Here is a 23,849-nt window from a genome sequence, read left to right as displayed (position 1 = left end):
AAAAAGCCTAATATTAGATAATTTTGCTTGAATGGTAATTGCTTTTTATCGTCAGCATTGCATCTAAGGAGCGTGTAAACTTCAGCATTGACCTTTCTAGCCGCTTCAAGTTTCGCTCTTGCCACTTGCCTGGGGGCCTAAGGCGGCAGCGGTCCAGGTCAATCAGCCAAGGTTCGCCATGGGGGTCAACCAAGATATTACGTGCATTAAGATCGACATGATCTAGGCCTGCTTGATGGAAGCGCTTGATCATTGTGCCAACGCGTTGAAGCAAAATGTCATTAGCCTCCCCAGCCACTAAGAGAGTAGCAAGTGGCTGAGCGCCTGAAACCCTGACGGTTATGAGCGCGGCTTCATAGGTAAGGCCATAACGAATAACACAGCAGGCCACTGGGCGGGGCACTGGCAACCCCTGATCATACAACGCGGCGGTTAAGCGCAGCTCGCTAAAGGCACGGGTACGCTCTTCACCTAGCCACAGATAGCGTTTCTCGCTCAGTTTGGCAATTAGCCCGCCACGGCAGTAAGGGCGCAGTACCCACTGTTCTTTATCGCTTGTCTGGAGGAATAAACTGCTCCCCCGGCCAGGCGCTTCGCCAACGATTAAATTGCGTTCACGCCAATACGCCTGATTGAATAGATCTGGATGAAGTTGGTGTGACGTGGCAGCGTCACTTAAACTGTCTGCATCATATAACATCAGCCAATTTTTTTGCCGGAGTGCCGCTAAGCGCATGAAGCCCTCTCTGCCTGCTCAACCTAACCATATTGCCATTTTGCGCCTCTCTGCATTGGGAGACGTGTGCAATCTCGTGCCCACGGTGCGTGCGTTGCAGCGCCAATGGCCGCACGCTCGCATTACCTGGATAATCGGCAAGGGGGAATATAGTTTACTGGCGGGGCTTTCTGGGGTCGAGTTTGTTGTCTATGACAAGTCCACCGGCCTTGCTGGCATGCGTGCTCTGTGGAAATCGCTTTCCGATACGCGTTTTGATGTGCTGCTACACATGCAGCAGGCGATACGTGCCAGCGTGCTTTCGCTGGGTCTCAAGGCCAATGTGCGGGTGGGCTACGATAAGCCCCGCGCTAAAGACGCCCAACACTGGTTTACCCAGCATCAACTTGCGCCGCATCCCAATGCTCACGTGTTGGAGTCGTTTATGGATTTCGCTCGCTTGCTCGGCGTAGAAGATGATCACCTGGAATGGAATTTGGCCGTACCGCCTCTGGCGTATGAGGAAGCCCGAGGGGTCAGCGGCGATGCGCCCTATCTTGTCATCAATCCCTGTAGTAACGCTCGGTTGCGCAATTTTCGTAATTGGTCAGTGGAAGGCTATGCCAGCGTAATTGAACATGCCTGGGTGCAGCATGGTCTGACGAGCGTGTTGACCGGTGGTGGGAGTTCATTAGAGCGAGAAATCGGTGATCAGATCGAGGCACTGTGTCAGCCGGGTAGCGTTATTAATGCTATCGGGGGGACATCGCTCAAAGGGGTGCTCGCGCTGATTGATAATGCCCGTGCGGTCATTGCCCCCGATACGGGCCCTGCGCATATGGGAAATGCTATGGGCACGCCCACGCTTGGTCTTTATGCGACTACCAACCCCCAGCGTGCTGGGCCATATTGTTGGCGAGACTTTGCGGTCAATGCTTACTCAGAAGCGGTCCGTACCTACCTGAACAAATCGGTAGAAGATGTTAGTTGGGGGCAGCGAGTACGCCATGCTGATGCTATGGACTTGATCAAGGCTGACGATGTGATTGCTAAGTTAGACGCGCTGCTGGCGTATACCGCAGCGCAGCCAACAACAGGACCTTCGGATGAAAGTTGATTTAACCGCCCTGGAACACGCCCGCGTACTAGTGGTGGGGGATGTCATGCTCGACCGCTATTGGCATGGCGGCACGTCGCGTATTTCGCCGGAAGCACCTGTGCCAGTGGTGCGCGTAGAGGATGCAGATGATCGTCCCGGTGGCGCAGCAAACGTAGCGCTCAATGTGGCTTCTCTAGGTGGCCACGCTTCCCTGGCAGGGGTAGTGGGAGAGGACGAAAACGCTGAGCTGCTAACATCACGGTTGGTGGCTTCAAATGTAAGTACTTACTTTCAGCGAAGCTCAGAGATACCAACGATTACCAAGCTGCGGGTGATGAGTCGTAATCAACAACTACTGCGTCTGGATTTTGAGCAGCGACTCGATGGCGTCGATACCACTGCATTGCTAGAGCAGGTCGAAAAAGCGCTGCCAGCGTGCGATGTGATGGTTCTTTCCGACTACGGTAAAGGAACGCTGAACCAGGTCGAGAAACTAATTCAGATGGCCTGTGCTCACGGCAAGCGGGTGCTGGTTGACCCAAAAGGCCAAGACTTTCGCAAGTACCGTGGGGCGAGTTTGATTACGCCTAACTTAACCGAGTTTGAAGCAGTGGTTGGCCACTGCGTCAATGATGATGTACTTGCCCAGCGTGGGGAAGCACTGCGCACAGAGCTGGCGTTAGAAGCCTTACTGATCACCCGCAGCGAAAAAGGCATGACCTTAATTCGTGAAGGCCACGCGCCGCTACACCTACCAACCCGCGCTCAGGAAGTGTTCGACGTAACCGGTGCCGGTGATACTGTGATTGGCCTGATGGGCCTCGCACTGGCGTCGGGCCATGCATTGCCGGAAGCGATGATGCTGGCCAACCTGGGGGCTGGCTTAGTGGTGGCCAAGCCGGGAACCGCGACACTGTCGATAGCCGAGCTATACACTGCGCTTCACGGCGACAAGCTGGCTGAGTTCGGAGTGATTGATGAAGTTCCGTTGGTCGAGGCCGTGCGTGCTGCCCAATCGCGTGGCGAGCGGGTGGTAATGACCAATGGCTGCTTTGATATTCTCCATGCCGGACACGTGGCCTACTTAGAGCAGGCCAAACGCCTGGGAGACCGTCTCATCGTTGCAGTGAACGACGATGCCTCTATTGGCCGTTTGAAAGGCCCCAAGCGGCCAATCAATCCGCTTAATCGTCGCATGCAAGTGTTGGCAGGGCTGGGCGCTGTCGATTGGGTCGTATCATTTAGTGACGATACGCCTCAAGCGCTGATTGAGGCCGTTTTGCCGGATATTCTGGTGAAAGGTGGCGATTACCGCCCTGAAGATATTGCCGGTGGTGACGCTGTTATTGCCAACGGTGGCGAGGTGAAAGTACTCGGCTTTGAAGATGGCGTATCGACTACCGCAATGATCAGCTCCATCCTGGATCGTGAGGGGTAATGGAACTGTCGGCTTGGCCGAGGTTGGCCTATTCCGCGGTGCTCTATGCGTTATCTCCGCTGATTGCTTGGCGCATTTGGCGAGAGCAAGTACTTACTTACTCTCGCTTGCAACGGCTTGGTATGCGCCTAGGTACGCTTCCTCCTGCGCCGCGAATCTGGTTGCACTGTGCCTCGGTAGGGGAAGTGCGTGCCGCCCGTCCACTGATAGAGGGTTTGCTGGCGCGTTACCCTCAGCACAGCCTACTACTGACCACAATGACGGCGACCGGCGCCCAGCAGGTTCAAACGTTGATCAACGACCAAGCTGCGCCCAATCAATTAAGGCTTGCTCACTGCTTTTTACCCTTGGATTTTCCAGGAGCGGCCAAGCGCTTTGTTGCCCGTGTGCAGCCCGCTCTTGCTATTCTGTTTGAAACTGAGTTATGGCCTAACCTGTTGCACGCTTGCCATCAGCAGGCGATACCTGTTGCGGTGGTGAACGGGCGGCTGTCGCCGCGAGCCTTTGCACGTTATCAGCGCCTACGCCCGTTAATGGCGAGTGCATTAGCTAATGTCACATGGTTGGCTGCTAAATCTGAGCAAGATGCCGAGCGCTTTCAGGCACTGGGGTGTCGCACCGACGTCATTTGTACCGTTGGCTCGCTAAAATTTGAGATTCTCCCGCAAGAAGAGGCTTTAAAAAAGAGTGAGCACTTACTTCAAACCTGGGGTGGACGTCCTGTATGGGTAGCAGGCTCTACCCGTGAGGGCGAAGAGGCGCTGCTTTTACAGGCTCATCGCCAGCTCTTAAAGCGGTTTCCTGCCGCATTATTAGTGCTGGTGCCGCGGCACCCTCAGCGTTTTGATGAGGTGGCTAATTTGTGCGCCCGTGAAGGCTGGACGCTAAGCCGTCGCAGCCAGCAACAGGCTGTCACGCCACAAACGCAGATATACCTGGGGGATACGCTAGGGGAGCTGCCAACGCTGTATGCAGCAGGCCATGTGGCCTATGTCGGCGGTAGTTTGGTGCCGTTGGGTGGCCATAACGTATTGGAGCCTGCGGCGTTGGGCAAGCCTGTGCTCTGCGGCCCTTCGCTTGAGAACTTTAGCGATGTGGTCGAACCGCTGTTAGCGGTTGGCGCGTTAAGTGTGGTGGAAACACCAGATGCCTTGGCCAATGCGCTGGCCGAACGACTGGCAGCCCCATCGCTTGCCCTCAAGAGTGGGCAAGCTGGGCGAGAGGTGGTTGAAGCTCACCGAGGAGCGCTGATGCGCACGCTCGATGGGCTTAGTCAGTGGCTAACGTAATGCAGTTCGCTCCACACCGTCTGTCTTACCTAGCAACAGTACATCAGCACCGCGCTGGGCGAATAAACCGTTCGTCACTACGCCCACAATGGCATTAATACGCGCTTCGATGGATGCCGGATCGTCGATCATAAAGTCAAAGCAATCGATAATTTGATTGCCATTATCAGTGATCACCCCCTGCCGATAGACCGGATCTGCACCGAGTTTGACCAATTCCCGGGCGACGTAGGAGCGCGCCATTGGAATAACTTCTACCGGTAGAGGGAAATTACCTAATTGGTTAACGTATTTCGAGCCATCGGCAATGCAAATAAATCGCTTGGCGCAGGCGGCGACGATTTTTTCACGCGTTAGTGCCGCGCCACCCCCTTTAATCATTTGTAAGTTAGCGTTTACTTCGTCGGCGCCATCGATGTAAAAAGGTACTTCGCCGACATTGTTTAGCTCGAATATTTCGATGCCTAGTGCCTCTAGACGCTTAGCACTGGCGTCCGAGCTGGCAACAGCACCTTTGAAACGATCTCTTAGTGGACCTAAACGATCAATAAATAGGTTCGCTGTTGAGCCTGTGCCAATGCCGAGCACAGTGTCTTTTTCGAGATGAGGCTCAATCTCTTTAATCGCCGCGTCTGCTACGGCTGCTTTCAATTCATCTTGGGTCATCATGTTTTCCTGCGTCAGGGTTAGGCAGTGCTCCCTAGTATAACGGCCTAAGCGCCGGCTGCCGATGGAAACACCGCTAGACGACGCTAGGCGTAATCTGCTACCAATAAAGCTTTTGCACGCCCCCGTCAGGGTCACGTTATTTTTTTGGGATTTCCGCATGCTCGAAGCAACCGTCAAAAAGATCCTCCAAGCCCGCGTTTATGAAGCCGCTTGTGAGACTCCTATTTCTCCCGCTCCCTTTTTGTCGCGTCGTTTCAATAACCAAATTTTGATTAAACGCGAAGATCTTCAGCCCGTGTTTTCTTTCAAGATTCGTGGTGCTTACAACAAAATGGCCCAGCTATCTGAAGAGCAGAAGGCCAAGGGCGTAATCGCAGCATCGGCGGGTAATCACGCCCAGGGGTTGGCGATGGCTTCCAAGCTAATGGGAGTAAAAGCGGTTATTGTGATGCCGCGTATTACGCCCGATATCAAGGTTCAGGCCGTGCGAGCCCGCGGTGCGAAGGTTATTTTGAAAGGCGACGCATTTGCCGCTGCTGCTGAGCATGCCCAAGAATTGATTAAAGAGCATGGTTATACCTATATCCCACCGTTTGACGATATCGATGTGATCGCAGGTCAGGGCACTATCGGGGTGGAAATTCTTCGTCAGCAGAGCGGCCGTATAGACGCTATTTTTATTCCTGTCGGCGGCGGCGGATTAATTGCAGGGGTAGCAGCTTATGTAAAATATCTGCGTCCGGATATCAAAATCATTGCCGTAGAAGCCGAAGACAGCGCTTGTCTCAAAGCAGCTTTAGAAGCCGGTGAGCGGGTCATACTCGATCAGGTGGGAGTGTTTGCGGAAGGCGTGGCCGTTGCGCAAATCGGCGAGTTGCCCTTTTCATTAGTACGCGACTTAATCGATGACGTCATCACGGTGAATACCGATGAAATGTGCGCTGCAGTAAAGGATATATTTGAAGATACCCGTGCCGTCGCGGAAACGTCAGGTGCACTCTCGCTGGCGGGTCTGAAGAAATATGTGCAGCAAACCGGCGCTGAAGGCGAAACGCTGATATGCATTAACTCCGGTGCGAATACCAATTTTGATCGTTTGCAGCATATTGCGGAACGTACCGAGCTTGGCGAGCAGCGCGAAGCGATTTTGGCGGTGACCATTGCGGAAAAACCAGGCAGCTTTAAAAAGTTTTGCCGCACACTGGGTAAGCGTATGGTCACTGAGTTCAGCTATCGCTATGCCGATAATAGCGAGGCGCACATCTTTGTTGGTGTTCAAGTGAAACCGGGTGGCGAAGACCGTCAGGCGGTGATTGATAAGCTCCGTGAAGGTGGCTACCAAGTTGAAGACTTAACCGACAATGAGCTGGCAAAACTGCATATTCGACATCTTAGCGGTGGTCGGCCTAGCGAACGCTTTGAAGAGGAGCTCTACCGCTTTGAATTTCCTGAGCGGCCTGGAGCATTGATGAATTTTTTAACTCAGCTGCCTCATGACTGGAATATTTCACTGTTCCACTACCGGAACCATGGAGCTGCTTACGGTCGTGTACTAGTTGGTATGCAAGTGCCAAGTAGTGATCAAACCCATGTTGCAGAGTACTTGGATGCGATTGGTTACCGCTATTGGCGGGAGAGTGATAATCCAGCCTATCGGCTTTTCATGGCGTAAAGAATTGTAAGTGCTCACTAACCCCAAGATACAGAGCTGCTAGGAAGTGTGTACTTTCAGAAACATTTAAAGCTGCGTAAAAAATAGCGCTGAAAGCAGTTGTCACTCTTCCCCTATAGCCCTATAGTCGTGGGCGAAATTAAGGAGTGCGCCATCTTTTTCTAAGTACTGCCTAGATGACGCACTAAGGGCATTTGGCAACTGTGAAAGACGTTGGAGACGAGGCATGCGGCGGAAAAAGCCTGATATGGTGATGGCGTTAACGGTGGTGTTTTTACTTGGAGTACTCGCGACTGGCTATGCGCAAGCGCTGTCGGGGAGTTAACTTACTAAGTTAAACATAGCGCTTTCAGCGTAAATGCTGCACCCAACTAGTAGATGTTGGTAGTTAAAACGGGCTGATCTTATAGATCAGCCCGTTTTTATTGGTCGAACAATCATTGTGTCGCTGGCCACCACGTCCAGCGGGATATCCCAAGGCTCGATGGGTAGCGCATCTACCTGTTGGCAAGCGTGAGCAACGCCTATTAACGTCGGCGTTGGCCCAGGTTGGCGCATAAAAGCGAGGCTTCGATCATAGAAGCCGCCTCCCATACCCATGCGATTTGCTTGCTTATCAAACCCTACTAACGGAACAATAAGCGTGTCCAGTGCCCAAGCAGGCAGGCGATTTCGCTTATCGGCGGCAAATCGTGGACAAGGCTCTGCGATGCCAAAACGGTTTTTAACCATTGGAGTGGCCTCGCGGTAGGCAACAAACCAAAGGCGATTAACGGAAAATGGTCGTAATACAGGTAAGTAAATACTTACTTTACGCTGGCGAAGCCAAGGTAGCAGGCGTGTCGGATCTATCTCGCCATTTACCGGTAAATAAAGGCTAATGCGTTTCGCGCGACGAATTTCAGGAAGCTGTTTAAGGCGCTGACAGAGATTAGTAGCGGCTTGTTTTTGCTGATATAGGGAGAGGGTACGGCGTCTACGTTTAAGCTCACGGCGAAGCGCAGTTTTATTGCCGAGCGTACTGCCGTTAGCAGTATCGTTCATAACAAGCTACACATAACGAATTACTCATAACGAATTACTCATTACAAGCTAACTAAAGCTAAGGTGTTCCCCAGAATGCCGCTGTCGTTCTGGCCCTGAACCTACTGGTTCAGGTGGGTGGCCGCAGCCAAACCGTCAGGCTTTCCGACGCACGGACGTGCACACAGGTTTGGCTAGCATTTGGCCCCCTGGGTACTTCGCATAGGCTCGAGGGACTATAACGACTGGCGTACACCCCAGAGAACATCACCATCCTAACAGAGCTAGTGATAATGCCAAAGAGTCGACAGCAGGTTCTTACGGTTCTTTTTGCTGGCGCGTGTCAGCCAATGCGCGTTCAAGGCGGTCGTTTAAGCGACTAAGGTTTGCTTCACTGGCGCGGTGTTCATCCAGGACTTCGAGTAACTCGTGGGTGATATTCAAAGCTGCCATCACCGCGATCCGCTCGCTGCCAATGGTATTGCTTTGGGCGTGAATACCGTTCATCGCGCGATCTAAATAGCGAGCAGCGCGTTCGAGCTTGGCTTCTTCGCCGGTGTCGCAAGCAATCATGTAGCTGCGACCCAGTAGGGTGATTTCTTTGGTTGGCCGCTTCGCATTACTCATCAAAAACTCCAGCACAAGTCATTTTGTTGACCAATGCGTTAACATCGCTGCATAGGAAGGATAGTTGGCATTCACTATAAGAGAGCGGCTTATGTGGGGTCAACGTACAGGCGCGCGCGTCGTGAGATTCCTTTCACGGTTTAACACCCAATTAGACACGTTTTTACGACGACTTCATTTCCTATTTTGTAGAGCGAGCAATGCCCATGTCCTTAATCAATGAACGCCAGGATTTTTCTGACGTTGCGGATGTTTTTCTTCTTCATGGAAGTATGCAGTCGCCCGCATTTTTAGATGGCCGCCTTAGTGGCCTGTTAGCGCTGCGCGATGTGACGGCTGAAGCCTGGCTAGAAGAGGTATGCCTAAGTTTAGGAGTTGAACAACCCCGAGACCCTGCGAGCGCTGAACGCTTACTGGGCTGGCGGCGTCAAACGCTAGAAGCATTGAGCGCCAGCGATTTGAATTACACACCGCTGTTGCCCGATGAGCTTTTCTCGCTAGCCGAGCAAGCCCAGGGCTTGAAAGAGTGGACGCTGGGTTTTATGGAGGTTATTGAGGACGTAGCTGATGAGACGCTACGCGAACGCTGGTCTAAAACGCTACAAGAAGCCATCGATGATCTTGCAGGGCTGGTGCAGATCGAGACAGACATCGACGATAGTCCTGAAAACGAAAATGATTTATTTGCGCTGACAGAGCACGCGCGCATGGCGGCCATGCTGCTCTACACCGAGCAGCACCCGGGGATGCCCCAGGTTGAGCAGACCGACGCCCCCGTTCACTGATATAGGAGTTATCTATGTTGCCTGAGTTACTGCCTCGGCCCGCCGCTATTACGCCGCTAGAGTACCGTCAGCGCCGTGAAACGCTCATCGCCCAACTGCCTGCCGGTGCTGCGTTGGTGGTGCCAAGTGCTGCCTTGGTAACGCGCTCTCACGATAGCGAATACACGTTTCGACAGCAGAGTGATTTTTACTACTTAACCGGTATTCAAGAGCCCGATGCGTTGCTGCTATTGCTGCCAGGACGCGAGGCAGGCCAATGTGTGGTGTTTTGCCAAGATCGTGACGCCACCATGGAAGCCTGGACAGGCAGGCGTCTCGGTGCCCATGGCGTTGAGTCACAACACGGCATTGACCAGGCGTTTGAAAATGCTCAGCGGGAAAAGTTATTGCCAAGTCTGTTAGCAGGCCGCGAGCTGCTCTATCTGCCGCTGGATAATCCCGAGGCTCTGAGCATTGCAGAACAGGCGTTGGCCTGGGCGCAAGCTGGCTTGCGCCGAGGCAAGCCGGCATTAAAAGGGTGGCTGGATAGTCGCCCGCTCATTCATGAGATGCGCCTTATTAAAAGCCCCGCTGAAATTTCTCTACTGCGCCATGCGGCGGCTATTTCAGCGCGGGCGCATACGCGTGCGATGCGTATCTGCTGTGCAGGCTTAAACGAATATCAGCTGCAGGCAGAGCTAGAGCATGAATTTGCTTGGCAAGGTGCCAGCGGGCCAGCCTACAGCACCATTGTTGGTGGGGGCGTTAACGCTTGCGTGCTGCATTATATTGAAAATAGCGACACGTTAGAGGCCGATACGCTGGTGCTGATAGACGCAGGTGCCGAGTTTGATCTTTACGCGGGGGATATTACCCGCACGTTTCCGGTGAATGGACAGTTCAACGATGCCCAGCGGGCGCTTTACCAAGTGGTGCTAGATGCGCAAGTGCATGCTGTGCAATCTGTCAAACCGGGCGTCACGCTGGCGGATATCCACCAGCGGGTGGTGAGGGATTTAACGGCAGGGCTGATTGACCTCGGGTTGCTAGAGGGTGATGTGCAGGCGCGGATTGATGATGAGAGCTATCGGCGTTTTTACTTGCACTCTACGTCACATTGGCTGGGGTTAGATGTGCATGATGTAGGCGCTTATCGGTTGGATGAAGAGACGCCGCGCCTTCTAACCGAAGGGATGGTCGTCACGATTGAGCCGGGTTTGTACATTCCCTGCGATGACGACATTCCTGCTGTCTACCGAGGTATTGGAATTCGCATTGAAGATGATGTTGTGGTGACCTGCGATGGGCAGGAGATTCTTACGTCAGCAGTGCCAAAGCAAGTTGCTGATATAGAGCAAATCATGGCTAATAAATAAGCAGTAAAAATTCACTGATATTTTTTATGTAATTTACATTACGAAATTACGTTTGCTCGTTTTGGTTTATCCGTAGGAGAGGTCAATGCACGAGACTAAGCAGGTAAAACAACACCAGCATGAAGCAACGCTGACTCACGATATTGTTATTGTGGGGGGTGGGCTGGTCGGTGCCAGCTTGGGCTGTGCGTTGGCGCCATTGATCGAACGCTATGGCTGGCGTGTGGCAATTATTGAAGCGGCGGCCCTACCAGACAACGTCGAGAATTCAGCATGGCAGCCAAGCTTTGATGCTAGGGCCAGTGCAATTGCGGAAGGCTCTGCTCAGCGGTTTCGCCAACTGGGTGTTTGGGAAGCGATGCGCAGTGAAGCAACCCCGATCAAGCGTATCCACATCAGCGAGCGCGGTCGTTTGGGTGCCACGCGGCTTAGTGCCCAGGAACTAGGTGTGTCGGCATTGGGGCATGTTATTCCGAATGCGTGGATGGGGCGTGTGCTGCATCAACAACTTAAGCAGTTGCCGATAGAGTGGCGCTGCCCTGCGACAGTGGCGCAACTGACGCCAAAAGCTAACGGGCACCACCTTGTGCTTTCTGATGGGAGTGAACTAACAGCGGCGCTGACTATTCTCGCTGATGGCGGTCGATCTGGGCTGAAAGAACAGTTGGGCATTGGCAGTCGCCATCGCTCTTATGAGCAAACCGCTGTGATTGCCCACGTCGGTATTAGCCAGCCCCACCAGGGAGTTGCTTACGAGCGTTTTACAGCAGACGGGCCGATTGCGCTGTTGCCGTTACCCGGCCAAGCCATGGAGCTGGTCTGGACGCATGCCAGCGGCACTGAGCAAGCGCGGTTAGCGCTTTCCGATTCAGCTTTTTTGCGCCAGCTGCAATCCGCCTTCGGCGATCGGGTAGGACGATTTACTCGAGTGGGGCAGCGCTTTAGCTACCCGCTTTCGCTGATTACCGCTGAAGAGCCGGTTCGCCCCGGATTGGCGGTATTGGGTAATGCTGCTCATGCACTGCATCCGGTAGCGGGTCAGGGGTTCAACTTGGCACTTCGCTCAGTGATGGATTTGGTCGAGGCGTTAGCGCAAGGTGCCCAGAACCAACGTGCTCTTGGCGATATGGATACGCTACTCGCCTTTGAGCGACGTCGTGCGCAAGACCGCGCCAATGTGATTCGGTTTAGCGATGGATTAGTGCGGCTGTTTGGTTATTCGCTGCCCTTGCTGCCGCAGGCCAGAGCCGCCGGGCTGGTAGGGCTCAATTTAGTAGGACCGCTTCGCCGTAGCCTGGCACGCCGGGCAATGGGCTTGGAGCGCTGACGGAAAAGTAGCTGCTGATTCAAGCAACGCAATAAAAGGAACGTTATGAAAACGCAAACAGCGGCGGTAGATGTGCCAGTTGAACGTTTCGACGCGGTGATCGTCGGGGCTGGCATGGTTGGCACGGCACTGGCAGGGCTGCTGGCGAATGCTGGCATGCAAGTGGCGTTGGTAGAATCCAAAGCAGAGCCGCTTAGCTTAAGTGCCTTTGGCGACCACTCGCCCGCCCCTAGAGTGAGTGCATTAACGCCGGTTTCTCAGCGCTTACTCACGCACTTGAAGGCGTGGCCCGCGATAGCGGCTACGCGGATAACGCCTTATCACTACATGCAGGTGTGGGATGCAGAGGGAAGCGGTAACATCCATTTTTCCGCCGATGAAGCCGGTGCACCGGTGCTTGGTCATATTGTTGAAAATGATGTGACACTGGCTGCATTGAATGAGCAGATATTAACGTTGCCTACGGTTAGCACCTTCTTTGGTGTCGGTATTGATGCCTTGCAGTCTTCGGCGTGTGGACGTTGGTTGGTGCTGAAGGATGGCCGCCAACTAAATACACCGTTATTAATTGCTGCCGACGGCGCGCGTTCCACCTTGCGTGAACTGGCAGGAATTTCGGTGGCCGAAGAGTCTATGCAGCAAGACGCTGTCGTAACCACGGTGAAGTGTGAGAAATCCCATGGGGGAACGGCTCGTCAGGCCTTTATCGCTGGGCGCCCACTGGCTTTTCTGCCATTAACGGTGAACGGCGATGATCGCTACTGTTCGATTGTTTGGTCGACCACGCCTGAGCATGCCAATCAACTCACCGCGCTTTCTTCTGACGAGTTGGGGTGCGCGCTAAGTGATGCCCTTGATCACCGCTTAGGCAACGTGCATGCCGTTGATGCAGCCTATCGCTTTCCTCTTGTTCAGCGCCACGCTGCTCACTACGTGCTACCCAATTTTGCACTGGTGGGCGATGCAGCCCATAGCATTCACCCGCTAGCGGGGCAGGGGGTTAATCTGGGGTTCATGGATGCAGCTGTGCTGGCTGAGGAAGTCATTCGCGCATGGCAACGAGGTGCTCCCTGGGGGGCGCTAACCACCCTGAGTCGCTATGAGCGGCGCAGGCGCTTCGATAACAGCGCCATGCTAGGGCTAATGAAAGGGTTTAAAGTGCTTTTCGGCAGCCAATTGCCCGTGCTGATGCTGGCGCGCAATATGGGGATGAGTGGTATGAATCAACTGGTGCCATTGAAGCGGTTAGTGATGCGGCAGGCAACCGGAGAGCGAGGACGCCTGCCGCAATCGTGTCGTTAACGGCGTCGGCGATCCACCACATTGAGCGCCTTGAGTAGGTTTAGTGCCTCACTGAGCTGATAGTCTTCGCGCAGGCGCTGAGACATTTCTGCACGTTCCCTAGGCACCGCGTCTTGTCCGCTAAGATGGCCATCAAGATCGGCTTCACGGATTTGGCGTTGTCCTTCAGCCACTTCCAGGCGGCCGCGCACCACTTCCACGTCAGGCTCGATACCTTGAGCTTGGATTGAACGCCCGTTGGGGGTGTAGTAAAGCGCGGTGGTTAGCTTAAGGCCTTCCCCATTGCCAAGCGGCATGATTTGCTGCACGGAGCCTTTGCCAAAGCTTTCTGTGCCCATAATCACTCCGCGGCGTTGGTCTTGAAGTGCCCCTGCGACAATTTCAGCTGCCGAGGCACTACCGCTATTTATCAGCACCACCAGCGGTACGTCGTCAGCAGGCGTTTCCGGAGATGCCGAAAACGACATTTCAGTGTCGGAAAGTCGTCCTTCGGTATACACAATTAGCCCTTGATCCAGGAATAGGTCGGTAACGCCGACGGCGGCCTGCAAAACGCCACCTGGGTTATTGCGTAAGTCGAGAATAAGTCCTTCGAGTGGCTGTTCCCGGGCCATGCGTTCTAAGGCTCTACGCGCCTGCTCTGGGGTGCGGGACTGAAACTGGCTAATTCGTAAGTAGCCGTATCCTGGCTCCAGCATTTCGTGTTTAACGCTTTCACTGCGAATCACTTCGCGCGTTAATGTGAACTCTCGCGGTGTCTCTTCACCGGCTCGCAAAACGGAAATACGCAGCTGACTGCCGGGCTCACCGCGCATCAGGTTAACCGCTTCCTGAAGCGATAAGCTCTCGGTAGGCGTTCCGTCGATGGCTACAATGACATCACGAGATAACAAGCCTGCTTGCGAAGCGGGTGTGTCATCAATGGGGGTGATGATCACTAGCTGGCCGTTTTGCGTTCCTACTTCAATGCCAATACCGCCAAACTCACCCTGGGTGGATTCGCGCAGGCTTTGGTACTCTTCTTCGTCCAAATATGCGGAATGAGGGTCTAGTTCGCTGAGCATGCCGCGCATGGCATTGCGCAATAATGTGCGGTCGTCAACTTCTTCGACGTAGCCACGTTTTATGCGCTCAAACACCTCAGCAAAGGTCTGAATCTCTTCAAGTGGCAGGTCATCAGCAACGCTATTAGCGGGCTGCGCCACTAAAGGGAGCGGAACCGACAGCAGCGCAAGCGGAAGTAAGGTAGCCAAAAAGCGCTTGGCAGGAACCGATACCTTGGTAACAGATAGCGTCATGCGGACTCCGCTAGGCGAAAGGCAGCGTCAAAGGGCGCTGCATAAGTTGAGACGTGAATGTTATCCATATGAGCCAGCTTATCCCGTCAGCGCCGCGCAATCCAACGTTGTGGATTAATTGGCTCACCGCTACGCCGCACTTCGAAGTAAAGCGCAGGGTGTGTCTGCCCGCCGCTGTTGCCGACACGTCCAATTTCAGTGCCACGACTTACCTGTTGACCAGGCCGTGCACTAAAGTGTTGCAAGTGAGCATATAACGTCATGATTTGATCACCGTGGTCAATAATCAGTAGATTGCCAAAGCCACGCATCCAATCGGCGAATACGACACGTCCCGTATGAACCGCGGCAACTGCGTTCCCTGAGTCTGCTTGGATCACAATGCCGTTATAGTGCATACCGTTTCTGCGTTGGAAAGTTGCGGTGATAGAACCTTGAACAGGCCAGGGTAAATCGCCCTGAGTGCGGGTGATATGGGTGGTCGGTGTTGGCTCGGCTAGCCGGGCCAGTTCCGCTTGTATCGCTCTCAATTGCTGTTCGGCCTGCTCACGGCTTTGATTAAGGTCGGCTAAGCGATCTTCTTCACTGCCGTAGCGGTCATCCAGGGTCGCTACGACGCCACGCCGCTCTTCGGTTCGCTTGGCGAGTAGGGCGCTTTGCTCTTCTAGTTCGCCAGCTAATGCATTAAGGCGAGTTTGACGCTCATTCAAGGCTTGCTCGGTATCTGCCAGTGCGTTGTCGAGGCGGCTGATATCCGTAAGGCGCTGCTGACGCGCCTGAGTCAGGCGATTCAGATAGGCCTGCATTCGGTCTAACTCGGCGGGGTCGCTCTGATTAAGAAGTAGCTTTAACTGGGGCGTTGGCCCCAATCGATAAAGGGCTGCCAGTTGTTGGCTTAGCGCGGCGTACTGCGCTTCACGCTCACCTTCCAAGCGCTCTCGGTGCTGGCGCAGTTGGCTTGTTTCGTCGGCCAATTGGCGGCGCTCGGCCTGAAGCTGGTCGAGGCGCTGGTGGGTCTCAGCAAGCTCCGTTTCCACAACACGTAGCTCGCGTTCGGCGCTGTCCCGTGCTTGCCCGGTCGCACTAAGGCGCTGGGCAACAGATTCGATCTCCTGGCCAATCGCATCCAATTGCTGGCGCGCCGTATTTTCATCTGTCTGGGCTACACCTGCTGGCGCATAAGCTAACGCCAGCATAAGCGCAACAGCTAACGTCCACCGTATACGCATCAATCAAAATGAATCAGTGGTTTGCCTGTCATCGCGTCAGGCTGTGACTGGTTCATCATGGTTAGCAGCGTCGGCGCTAAATCGCATAGCCGTCCGTCTTCCAGCTTGCCATTCCCCTCGCCCACGTAAATTAACGGTACCGTAAAGGTAGTATGGGCTGTTTGCGGCGCGCTGGTCTCAGGATGCACCATCTGCTCGGCATTGCCGTGGTCAGCGGTAATCAGGCAAGCGCCTCCGGCACGTTCAATGGCTTCAACTACACGGCCAACACAAGTATCGACGGTTTCAATTGCTTTTATCGCTGCGTTAAAATCGCCCGTGTGGCCAACCATATCGCCGTTGGCATAATTGCATACTATTAGGTCAAAGCGACCACTGTCGATGGCATCCACCAGCTTATCGGTGATCTCGAAGGCGCTCATCTCGGGTTTTTCGTCGTAGGTTTTAACGTCACGGGGCGAGGGTACTAAGATACGCTCTTCGCCTTTGTACTCGGACTCTTCGCCGCCAGAGAAGAAAAAGGTAACGTGAGGGTATTTCTCCGTTTCTGCAATACGCAGCTGTGTTAGGCCACGTTTAGCGACTACTTCACCCAGCGTGTCATTAAGGTCAGAAGGCGGAAAAGCCGCTGGCGCGGGGATGTTAGCGGCGTATCGGGTCATCATAACTAAACCATCGCCAGCCAGTGAAGGGCGTACACGACGCTCAAAGCCGTCAAAGTCAGGTTCAGTCAGTGCGCGGGTTAATTCGCGGGCGCGGTCGGAGCGAAAATTAAGGAAAATAGCCGCATCGCCGTCTTGTAGCGTAATGGCGGTTTCGTTCAACGGAATACTGCTAGAAGCGACAAACTCATCGGTTTCGCCGCGCTGGTAAGCGTCGCGCAGGGCAGTTTCAGCACTGGAGGCAATAAAGTCAGCGTGGCCGTCGGTCAGCAGGCGATAGGCCTGTTCAACGCGCTCCCAGCGATTATCACGATCCATTGCGTAAAAGCGGCCGATCACTGAGGCAACAAAGCCGTTGTCAGCGCCAACTAACTCCGCCAAACGTGCATTGGCACGCTCGATTGAGCGAAGCGCGCTTTGCGGTGGCATGTCGCGTCCGTCTAAAAACGCATGGATAAAAATACGCTGTGCGCCGCGTCGGGCTGCCAGTTCAGCCATGGCAATAAAGTGATCTTCATGGCTGTGAACGCCGCCGGGAGATAACAACCCGAGCAAGTGAACAGCCCGCCCATTGGCCACGGCTTCGTCGATGGGCTTGGTCAGCGCCTCGTTGGTGTCCAGGTCACCGTCTTCAATTGCTTTGGTGATGCGGGTGAAGTCTTGGTACACAATGCGCCCGGCACCAATGTTCATATGGCCCACTTCGGAATTGCCCATCTGCCCGTCAGGCAGGCCCACGTGGAGGCCATCGGTGTGCACAAAGGAATGAGGGCGGTTGGCCCACAGTTTGTCCATGTTAGGCGTATTGGCGGCGGCCACTGCGTTGTGGGCGCTATCGGGGTTGTGGCCGTAGCCATCTAAAATGAGTAGCGCCACGGGGCGCGGTGCAGTTGTAGCCATGAAAAACCTCGTTATGTTGGTCAGCCAAGCGACGTGAGGTGCTGTTTGAAATGTTGGTGAAGGTTGTTCAAACAGTTTTCAGACAACACCTTATAATCGGGGTCGCGACAGGCGCTCGCTTGGGGCATCATAACGCAGGCAGCCGTTGGCCGTCATGGCCTGCGCGGTATGCCGTGTGACGTGTATACTTGTCGCGTTTCTGGAGGCGGCTAGGCCGCTTTTTTCTGCATAGACCAAGAGATTGTGTTCACGATGATCGATCAGCTGCTCGAATTCGTAATGAACCACCCCCTACTTGTCGGGGCGTTTTTGCTGGTATTAATAGCATGGGTGGCGTACGAAGCGCGCAGCGCCGCCACTAATGCGGTGACCTCTACCCAGGCGACTCAGCTTATTAACCGTGAAGACGCGGTGGTGCTGGATATCCGTGAAAGCAAAGACTTCAAAGCCGGGCATATCGCAGGGGCACGCAATATTCCCCAAAGCAGCCTCGACAGCCGCATGAATGAACTGGAGAAAGTGAAAAGCCAGCCGATCATCGTGGTGTGTAAGCATGGCCAGAGTTCTGGTGCTGCTCAGGCAAAACTTGCTAAGGCAGGTTTCGAACGTGCCAATAAGCTAAAAGGTGGCATGGTGCAGTGGCAGGCCGATGGTCTACCGGTGGTGAAAAAGTAATTTAATAGAAAGTAATCAAACCATGCGCTGTCGCGCATCCTTTTATCAGATAAATAATTAGGAGTATCCCAATGGCGGAAGATAACAACACCCCACAGGCAGGCGCCGCAGAAGGCGAAAAGCCTCAGCTGAAGTTCTCTTTACAGCGCATCTACGTAAAAGACATTTCGTTTGAAGCGCCGAACTCTCCTTCCGTATTCAAGCAGGCGTTTAAGCCTAAAGTGAATTTGGATCTGAACACGACTAGCCAGAAAATAGACGATGACCAGTATGAAGTGGTTGTGAAGGTGACTGCCCAGGTTAACGACAGCGAAACGGGCACTACGTCGTTCCTCGCGGAAGTAGAACAAGCTGGCCTGTTCCGTATTTCAGGTATCGAAGGTGCACAGCTTGAGCAAACCCTGGGCGCTTTCTGCCCCAACTTGCTGTTCCCTTATGCCCGCGAATGTGTTGATAACCTCGTCAACCGTGGTGGTTTCCCGCCGCTGATGCTGGCGCCGGTGAATTTTGAAGCCATGTATGCCCAGCGTAAGCAGCGTGAAGCGCAGCAGGCTCAGCAAGCCGCCGAAAATACCCACTAAGTATGCACGCTGCTGATTGGGCTGCCCTACACGGCAAAATGCCCCGCCTTTATGTGCCCGCTGAGTTTGCAGTGGGCGCAACCATAACCCTGCCTGATGGCCCGGCGCGGCATGTGACGCGGGTGCTACGGTTGGGCGAACGTGCGCCGCTGGTACTGTTTGATGGTAATGGCCAAGAGGCAGGCGTGCGCTTGGCAGATGTTGGTCGCAAGCAAACGACAGTGACTATTGAGGCTGTTTGGCCAGGGAGTGGCGAATCGCCATTGGCAGTACATCTTGGCCAAGCAATCTCCAAAGGCGACCGCATGGATTACGCCATTCAAAAAGCCGTAGAGCTTGGCGTTGTAGCGATTACCCCGCTCTACACCGAGCGGGGCGATGTACGTCTCAAAGGTGATCGTGCAGAAAAAAAACTGGCTCACTGGCAGGCGGTGGCAGCTAGCGCTTGTGAGCAGAGCGGGCGCGCGGTTGTACCGCCCATCTATCCACCGAAAGCGCTGAACGAGTGGCTGGCAGAGCGGCAAGAGCCACTACGCTTGATGCTTCACCTAGCGACGGGCAATGTGTTTTCACAACAGCCATGCCCCGCTTCAGTTGCGCTCTTGATCGGCCCAGAGGGCGGCCTTAGTGATGCGGATATCAACGCCGCTACCGCCGGTGGTTTTACGCCGCTGACGCTTGGCCCAAGAGTACTGCGCACCGAAACGGCACCCGTTGTTGCGCTAACACTGCTGCAGCATCACTTCGGTGACGTGTAGGTACTCGCTTTTAATCTTTAAGACTTTCTTTTTAGAGCTTGTTTTTAGGTGCCTATTTCTTCAGGCTTCCGCAAGCAAGTACCGACTGGTTGCTGCCTAATTAAGCGGCAGCAGCCACCATGTATGGGCTGTCGAACTGACTAATAACGTTTGCGCTTTGCCTTGTGTTCCCAAGGCACCATAATGAAGATTTACTTTTTGTAAGGACGGTACCCATGGTCCGTGAGTCACATGCTTCTCCCCGTTCTGCAAGTGATGCTTCTGCCCAACTGGGGGAGGTAGCCTATTTGACCGTGACGGCAGTCAATAATACGGGTGCGTTTTTGCAATGGGGGCAGCCCAAGGATGTGCTGTTGCCTTACAGCGAGCAACATTTTCGCCCCGATCCGGGCAAGCGCGTATTAGTTATGCTGTATAGCGATGACCAAGGACGGCCGGTAGCGACGATGAAGCTGGATCGTTTTTTAACAGACGACGCCTGGGCGCTGGAAAAAGGTGATGAAGTTACCGTAATGGTGGCTGACCGCACCGACCTTGGGATGAAAGTCGTGGTTAATCACCGCTATTGGGGATTGATCTATCAAGATGATATTACCCAACCGCTGCGCCGTGGGCAGTCGCTGAAAGGCTATGTAAAGCAGCGCCGTGAAGATGGTCGGGTTGATATCTGTTTGCTGCCTCCAGGTGTAGCTCGTTTAGATGTAGTGGGTGACAAAGTGTTGCAGGCGCTGCGTGAAAGCGGTGGTTATCTTGCGCTGGGTGATAAAAGCTCTGCGCATGATATTAAGACGCGACTAGGGGTTAGCAAGAGTGCTTACAAGCAGGCCATAGGACGACTTTATAAGCAGCAATTAATCACGCTAGAGCCTCACGCTGTCCGACTTGTGTCTGGTGCGTTAACCGATGGGCAAGGCGAGTAGCCACTCGCGGCGGTTGGAGCTATGCAGGCAGTGCGGCATACTGCTTATCTATTGTTCATGTATGGATGTTACCCCGATGAGCCAATCAACGTTGCATCTCGGTGTGGTGATGGATCCCATCAGCGACATCGCTTACAAGAAAGATACCACCATGGCCATGCTGTGGGCTGCACAGGAGCGTGGCTACACCCTGCATTATATGGAACAAGAAGATCTTTTCTTGAACGCAGGACAGGCCTTCGCACGTATGCGCCCGTTAACGGTGTATCGCGATCCTAATCATTGGTACGACCTCGGTGAAGCGGTTCAGCGCCCACTGGTGGAATTGGATATCGTGCTAATGCGCAAAGACCCGCCGGTAGATGCTGACTTTACCAATGCAGTTCATCTTTTGGGGTTTGCTGAGCGGGAAGGCGTATTGGTGGTCAATCCCACGGCTGCGCTGTTGCAGTGTAATGAAAAGTTGTTTGCACAGCAGTTTCCCCACTGCTGTGCGCCCACCATTGTCGCCAGCCGCGACGATGTGCTGCGTGCCTTTCAGGCAGAGCATGGTGATGTGATTTTCAAACCGCTTGATGGCATGGGGGGTACCGGCATTTTTCATATCGGCCCTGATGGCCGCAACATTGGTGCGGTAATCGAACAACTGACCCTGCGCGGCCAGCGACAAATTATGGCGCAACGCTATCTGCCTGAGATAAAGGATGGTGACACGCGGATCTTATTGGTCGACGGTGAACCGGTACCCTATGGGCTGGCGCGTATTCCCTCGGCGGGTGAAACACGCGGTAATCTCGCGGCTGGCGGGCGAGGAGTGAGCCGTGAGTTGACTGAGCGTGATCACTGGTTGGTTCAGCAAGTGCAGCCCATGATTCGTGAAAAAGGGCTGATGTTTGTTGGTTTAGATGTGATTGGTGACTACATCACTGAAATTAATGTCACTAGCCCCACCTGTGTACGCGAAATTGATGACCAGCGCGGTACAAACATCGCTGGCATGCTGCTGGATGCCATTGAGCGCCGCCTTACATAGCAGTTGCCGTTGACGTTCTATTCGCCTAATAACGACGCGAGGCCCGCTGAGTGTTCAGTGAGCCGTAGGAGACGCATGCAAAGCTTTAAGCATCATTTTTTGATGGCGATGCCTCACTTAGAAGACCCTAACTTCGCTGGTAGTTTAATCTACCTTTGTGATCATGATTACAACGGTTGCATGGGCGTTATCGCCAATCGTCCGCTTGAAATCACCCTAGACGCTCTTTTCGAACAGCTCTCGCTGGGTGGTGATGACAGCCCGCACCGCAACGCGCCGGTTTACTATGGCGGCCCTATGCATAAGGACCGCGGCTTCATTCTGCATATTGGTGATAGCCAGGAGTGGGACTCCAGTGTTCAGGTAGAAGACGGTATTGCACTCACTACTTCCATGGATATTCTTCAAGCGCTTGCTGACAATACTGGCCCCGAGGATTTTCTGGTGTGCCTTGGCTGCGCTGGCTGGGACGTTGGACAACTGGAAGACGAGCTAAAAGAGAACACGTGGTTGACCGTCGAAGGACAAGGCAGCGTTCTGTTTAACACTCCCCCGGCTGAGCGCCTAACGGCGGCTGCTGGCATACTTGGCGTTGATTTAAACCTGATGACCCGTAACGCGGGGCATGCATGATGGTTGAATGTCATGGCTGATAGTGGGCAACGGCTAATACTGGCATTTGATTTTGGCACTCGGCGTATTGGCGTTGCGGTAGGCAATGAGTTGCTTAATAGCGCACGCGAGCTAACGCCGCTTACCGCTCGAGACGGCATTCCTGACTGGAACGTTGTCACACGGCTAGTAGAAGAATGGCAGCCTGACCTGCTAGTGGTTGGCTTGCCGCTGAACATGGACGGCACTGAATCAGCGATGAGCACGCGGGCGCGCAAGTTCAGTAATCGTCTGCACGGACGCTATGGAAAGCCCTGTGAAATGGTTGATGAGCGTGGTTCTACTCGTGAAGCAAAGCAGATCGCTCATGCCGCAGGCCACCGTGGCAACTACCGAGAACAAAGCGTTGATGGCATTGCGGCTGTACTTATTCTAGAAGGCTGGTTTGCCCACCAGGAAGGGCTTCCGGGTGGGCGGGCCGCCTATTAAAGCCTGGTGCTGTGACTTAACGGTCTAGGGTGCCGGTTTGGGATGGTACAAACCAGCGTACTGGTCGTAGGTCTTTCTCAATTAATTCATCTACCTGTAAGAGTGTGGCAAAAATAGCCATACGTATTGGTATCCCATTATCGGTTTGGCGGAAAATTGCTAAACGCTGGTCACCATTAAGGTTCACGTTTAGGTCATTGGCGCCTGGACGGCTATCTCGGGGTAGTGGATGCATGACAATCGTGCTTTGGCTACAGCGCTGATCCAGAAAGTCGCGATTAACCATAAAATCATCGGAAAGCCCCTGAAAGCTCTCGTTCATTTCATCGGTAAAACGCTCTTTCTGAATGCGCGTGGTGTACACCACGTCGAGGTCTGAAAAGTCGCTGGCCAATGAGTCGCGTTGCTCGACGCGGTGACCGCGAGACGTCACTAGGTCAATCAGCGTTGTCGGCATTTCAAGGCCTGGTGGTGCTACCAGGGTAATGCGCAGCGGATCATAAAGTGATAGTAATTTAATCAGCGAATGCACGGTTCGGCCATATTTCAAATCACCGGTCAGCAAAATATGCGCATCGCGAAGCGACTTACCTAATCGCAGAAATTCCTTATCAATGGTATAGAAATCGAGTAATGCCTGGCTTGGGTGTTCACCAGGACCATCTCCACCGTTAATTACCGGTACATTAGTGGCGGCCGCGAACTCCGCTACCGATCCTTGATCGGGATGGCGCATCACAATTGCATCGCAATATCCGCTCATCACTCGGCTGGTATCGTACAGCGACTCACCCTTGGCCATAGAAGAGAAGGTAAAGCCGGTAGTGTCACATACGCTTCCCCCTAAGCGGCAAAACGCGGCGTTGAAGCTCACGCGTGTGCGTGTACTCGCTTCAAAGAATAAATTACCCAGTACAGCACCTTCCAGCACCCGAGTAACTTGGCGGCGATTGGCAATAGGTTCCATGCGCGCTGCAACGCGTAGAAGGTGGTCAACGCTTTCGCGCTGTAATGAATCGACAGTTAGTAGATGCTGGCTCATCACGGATCTCAAAATAAAGTGGGTGTTGAGTGCTATAAGACTGAAGTAAGTGTAACCGTCAATGGAGCGCCGTCGAAGTGCTTTCAAACGCAAAAAGGATTGCCTTAAAACTTTTTCGCACTTATTTATAAATAGCCCTTGCCAACGCGGCAGCGAATCCGTAGAGTACGCATCCGCTGCCGGGGACGCACAGCGTTACCAGCGGNGTTTATTTGTCAGTTCAAAGGTGGAAACCTTTGGTTTGTCAGAGGGTTAGAAATACGGTTGTGGGCTACAAGCTTCGCTCGCTTCGTTAATTTTCTCGCTCCCTTCACTAAAACAGTGATTGACAAACACCAGGAAATGCGTA

Annotated in this window: 23 protein-coding genes and 1 other RNA gene; 15 read left to right on the top strand and 9 right to left on the bottom strand. The window is 53.7% G+C overall.

Translation table 11 applies throughout. The features are described 5' to 3' along the window. Positions 1–13 precede the first annotated feature (13 nt). On the bottom strand, positions 14–736 hold the full coding sequence (locus tag ELY33_RS09695; protein WP_126947351.1) for a 3-deoxy-D-manno-octulosonic acid kinase: 723 nt from the start codon (positions 734–736) through the stop codon (positions 14–16). Here ELY33_RS09695 and ELY33_RS09690 point away from each other — a divergent pair. The 3 genes from ELY33_RS09690 to waaA are packed head-to-tail and all read left to right on the top strand — an operon-like array spanning position 735 to position 4,541. Next, positions 735–1,832, top strand: coding sequence for a glycosyltransferase family 9 protein (locus ELY33_RS09690; RefSeq protein ID WP_126947348.1), 1,098 nt, complete (start codon positions 735–737; stop codon positions 1,830–1,832). The two genes, ELY33_RS09695 and ELY33_RS09690, sit on opposite strands and share 2 nt — an antisense overlap. Further along, positions 1,822–3,252: a bifunctional D-glycero-beta-D-manno-heptose-7-phosphate kinase/D-glycero-beta-D-manno-heptose 1-phosphate adenylyltransferase HldE gene (gene hldE, locus ELY33_RS09685; RefSeq protein ID WP_126947345.1), complete on the top strand. Its 1,431-nt coding sequence runs from the start codon at positions 1,822–1,824 to the stop codon at positions 3,250–3,252. Before ELY33_RS09690 ends, hldE begins: the two co-directional genes overlap by 11 nt. Continuing rightward, on the top strand, positions 3,252–4,541 hold the full coding sequence (gene waaA / locus ELY33_RS09680; protein ID WP_126947342.1) for a lipid IV(A) 3-deoxy-D-manno-octulosonic acid transferase: 1,290 nt from the start codon (positions 3,252–3,254) through the stop codon (positions 4,539–4,541). The genes hldE and waaA overlap by 1 nt, the downstream gene beginning before the upstream one ends. Here waaA and rpiA read toward each other — a convergent pair. Beyond that, complete coding sequence (rpiA, locus tag ELY33_RS09675; RefSeq protein WP_126947339.1) at positions 4,533–5,207, bottom strand: ribose-5-phosphate isomerase RpiA; 675 nt, start codon at positions 5,205–5,207, stop codon at positions 4,533–4,535. The two genes, waaA and rpiA, sit on opposite strands and share 9 nt — an antisense overlap. A gap of 160 nt (positions 5,208–5,367) precedes the next feature. Between rpiA and ilvA the strand changes: the two genes are divergently transcribed. After that, on the top strand, positions 5,368–6,882 hold the full coding sequence (gene ilvA, locus ELY33_RS09670; RefSeq protein WP_126947336.1) for a threonine ammonia-lyase, biosynthetic: 1,515 nt from the start codon (positions 5,368–5,370) through the stop codon (positions 6,880–6,882). A 411-nt stretch (positions 6,883–7,293) separates the two neighbouring features. Here ilvA and ELY33_RS09665 read toward each other — a convergent pair whose 3' ends face one another. The 3 genes from ELY33_RS09665 to ELY33_RS09655 all read right to left on the bottom strand — a co-directional run bounded on the left by ELY33_RS09665 (position 7,294) and on the right by ELY33_RS09655 (position 8,532). After that, a complete protein-coding gene (locus tag ELY33_RS09665; RefSeq protein WP_126947333.1) occupies positions 7,294–7,926 on the bottom strand; it encodes a 5-formyltetrahydrofolate cyclo-ligase in 633 nt (210 codons plus the stop codon). Between the two features lie 63 nt (positions 7,927–7,989). Then, positions 7,990–8,172, bottom strand: a non-coding RNA gene (gene ssrS / locus ELY33_RS09660) — 6S RNA. A 51-nt stretch (positions 8,173–8,223) separates the two neighbouring features. Then, positions 8,224–8,532 (bottom strand): cell division protein ZapA, encoded by a 309-nt coding sequence (locus ELY33_RS09655; protein WP_126947330.1) that lies wholly within the window; start codon positions 8,530–8,532, stop codon positions 8,224–8,226. A 206-nt stretch (positions 8,533–8,738) separates the two neighbouring features. On the opposite strand from ELY33_RS09655, the gene ELY33_RS09650 reads away from it, so the two are divergent. From ELY33_RS09650 to ELY33_RS09635, 4 genes are all read left to right on the top strand, one after another. Further along, positions 8,739–9,317 carry a UPF0149 family protein gene (locus ELY33_RS09650; RefSeq protein WP_126947327.1) on the top strand — a complete coding sequence of 193 codons (579 nt, stop codon included), beginning with the start codon at positions 8,739–8,741 and terminating at the stop codon, positions 9,315–9,317. A 14-nt stretch (positions 9,318–9,331) separates the two neighbouring features. After that, the gene (pepP, locus tag ELY33_RS09645) at positions 9,332–10,672 is read left to right on the top strand and encodes a Xaa-Pro aminopeptidase (RefSeq protein WP_126947324.1); all 1,341 of its coding nucleotides are present in this window, start codon (positions 9,332–9,334) and stop codon (positions 10,670–10,672) included. 85 nt (positions 10,673–10,757) lie between these two features. Further along, entirely contained in the window at positions 10,758–11,999 is a 1,242-nt protein-coding gene (ubiH, locus tag ELY33_RS09640) for a 2-octaprenyl-6-methoxyphenyl hydroxylase (protein WP_126947321.1), read from the top strand. 45 nt (positions 12,000–12,044) lie between these two features. Beyond that, positions 12,045–13,301 (top strand): UbiH/UbiF/VisC/COQ6 family ubiquinone biosynthesis hydroxylase, encoded by a 1,257-nt coding sequence (locus ELY33_RS09635; RefSeq protein ID WP_126947318.1) that lies wholly within the window; start codon positions 12,045–12,047, stop codon positions 13,299–13,301. Here the strand turns inward: ELY33_RS09635 and ELY33_RS09630 are convergent. From ELY33_RS09630 to gpmI, 3 genes are all read right to left on the bottom strand, one after another. Further along, on the bottom strand, positions 13,298–14,599 hold the full coding sequence (locus ELY33_RS09630) for a S41 family peptidase (protein WP_126947315.1): 1,302 nt from the start codon (positions 14,597–14,599) through the stop codon (positions 13,298–13,300). The two genes, ELY33_RS09635 and ELY33_RS09630, sit on opposite strands and share 4 nt — an antisense overlap. An 86-nt stretch (positions 14,600–14,685) precedes the next feature. After that, positions 14,686–15,828 carry a murein hydrolase activator EnvC family protein gene (locus ELY33_RS09625; RefSeq protein WP_126948072.1) on the bottom strand — a complete coding sequence of 381 codons (1,143 nt, stop codon included), beginning with the start codon at positions 15,826–15,828 and terminating at the stop codon, positions 14,686–14,688. Beyond that, on the bottom strand, positions 15,828–17,390 hold the full coding sequence (gpmI, locus tag ELY33_RS09620) for a 2,3-bisphosphoglycerate-independent phosphoglycerate mutase (RefSeq protein WP_126947312.1): 1,563 nt from the start codon (positions 17,388–17,390) through the stop codon (positions 15,828–15,830). Before gpmI ends, ELY33_RS09625 begins: the two co-directional genes overlap by 1 nt. A 252-nt stretch (positions 17,391–17,642) precedes the next feature. On the opposite strand from gpmI, the gene ELY33_RS09615 reads away from it, so the two are divergent. The 7 genes from ELY33_RS09615 (at position 17,643) to ruvX (ending at position 22,458) form a co-directional block, all read left to right on the top strand. After that, positions 17,643–18,065 carry a rhodanese-like domain-containing protein gene (locus ELY33_RS09615; protein WP_126947310.1) on the top strand — a complete coding sequence of 141 codons (423 nt, stop codon included), beginning with the start codon at positions 17,643–17,645 and terminating at the stop codon, positions 18,063–18,065. Positions 18,066–18,136: 71 nt separating this feature from the next. Next, positions 18,137–18,646, top strand: coding sequence for a protein-export chaperone SecB (gene secB / locus ELY33_RS09610; RefSeq protein ID WP_126947307.1), 510 nt, complete (start codon positions 18,137–18,139; stop codon positions 18,644–18,646). Positions 18,647–18,648: 2 nt separating this feature from the next. Further along, positions 18,649–19,404: a 16S rRNA (uracil(1498)-N(3))-methyltransferase gene (locus ELY33_RS09605; protein WP_126947304.1), complete on the top strand. Its 756-nt coding sequence runs from the start codon at positions 18,649–18,651 to the stop codon at positions 19,402–19,404. A gap of 215 nt (positions 19,405–19,619) precedes the next feature. Beyond that, positions 19,620–20,324, top strand: a complete 705-nt coding sequence (locus ELY33_RS09600; protein WP_126947301.1) for a CvfB family protein — start codon at positions 19,620–19,622, stop codon at positions 20,322–20,324. A 76-nt stretch (positions 20,325–20,400) separates the two neighbouring features. Next, positions 20,401–21,357: a glutathione synthase gene (gene gshB / locus ELY33_RS09595; RefSeq protein WP_126947298.1), complete on the top strand. Its 957-nt coding sequence runs from the start codon at positions 20,401–20,403 to the stop codon at positions 21,355–21,357. Positions 21,358–21,432: 75 nt separating this feature from the next. Beyond that, positions 21,433–21,990, top strand: coding sequence for a YqgE/AlgH family protein (locus ELY33_RS09590; protein WP_126947295.1), 558 nt, complete (start codon positions 21,433–21,435; stop codon positions 21,988–21,990). Positions 21,991–22,002: 12 nt separating this feature from the next. Continuing rightward, the gene (gene ruvX, locus ELY33_RS09585) at positions 22,003–22,458 is read left to right on the top strand and encodes a Holliday junction resolvase RuvX (RefSeq protein WP_126947292.1); all 456 of its coding nucleotides are present in this window, start codon (positions 22,003–22,005) and stop codon (positions 22,456–22,458) included. 16 nt (positions 22,459–22,474) lie between these two features. Here ruvX and pyrB read toward each other — a convergent pair whose 3' ends face one another. After that, entirely contained in the window at positions 22,475–23,500 is a 1,026-nt protein-coding gene (gene pyrB, locus ELY33_RS09580) for an aspartate carbamoyltransferase (protein WP_126947289.1), read from the bottom strand. Positions 23,501–23,849: the final 349 nt, after the last annotated feature.

It is taken from the genome of Vreelandella andesensis, assembly GCF_003989795.1.
In the GTDB taxonomy this organism is placed as follows: domain Bacteria; phylum Pseudomonadota; class Gammaproteobacteria; order Pseudomonadales; family Halomonadaceae; genus Vreelandella; species Vreelandella andesensis.
Note: the sequence above shows the minus strand (reverse complement) of the source record. Positions and strands in the feature narration are given on the sequence as shown.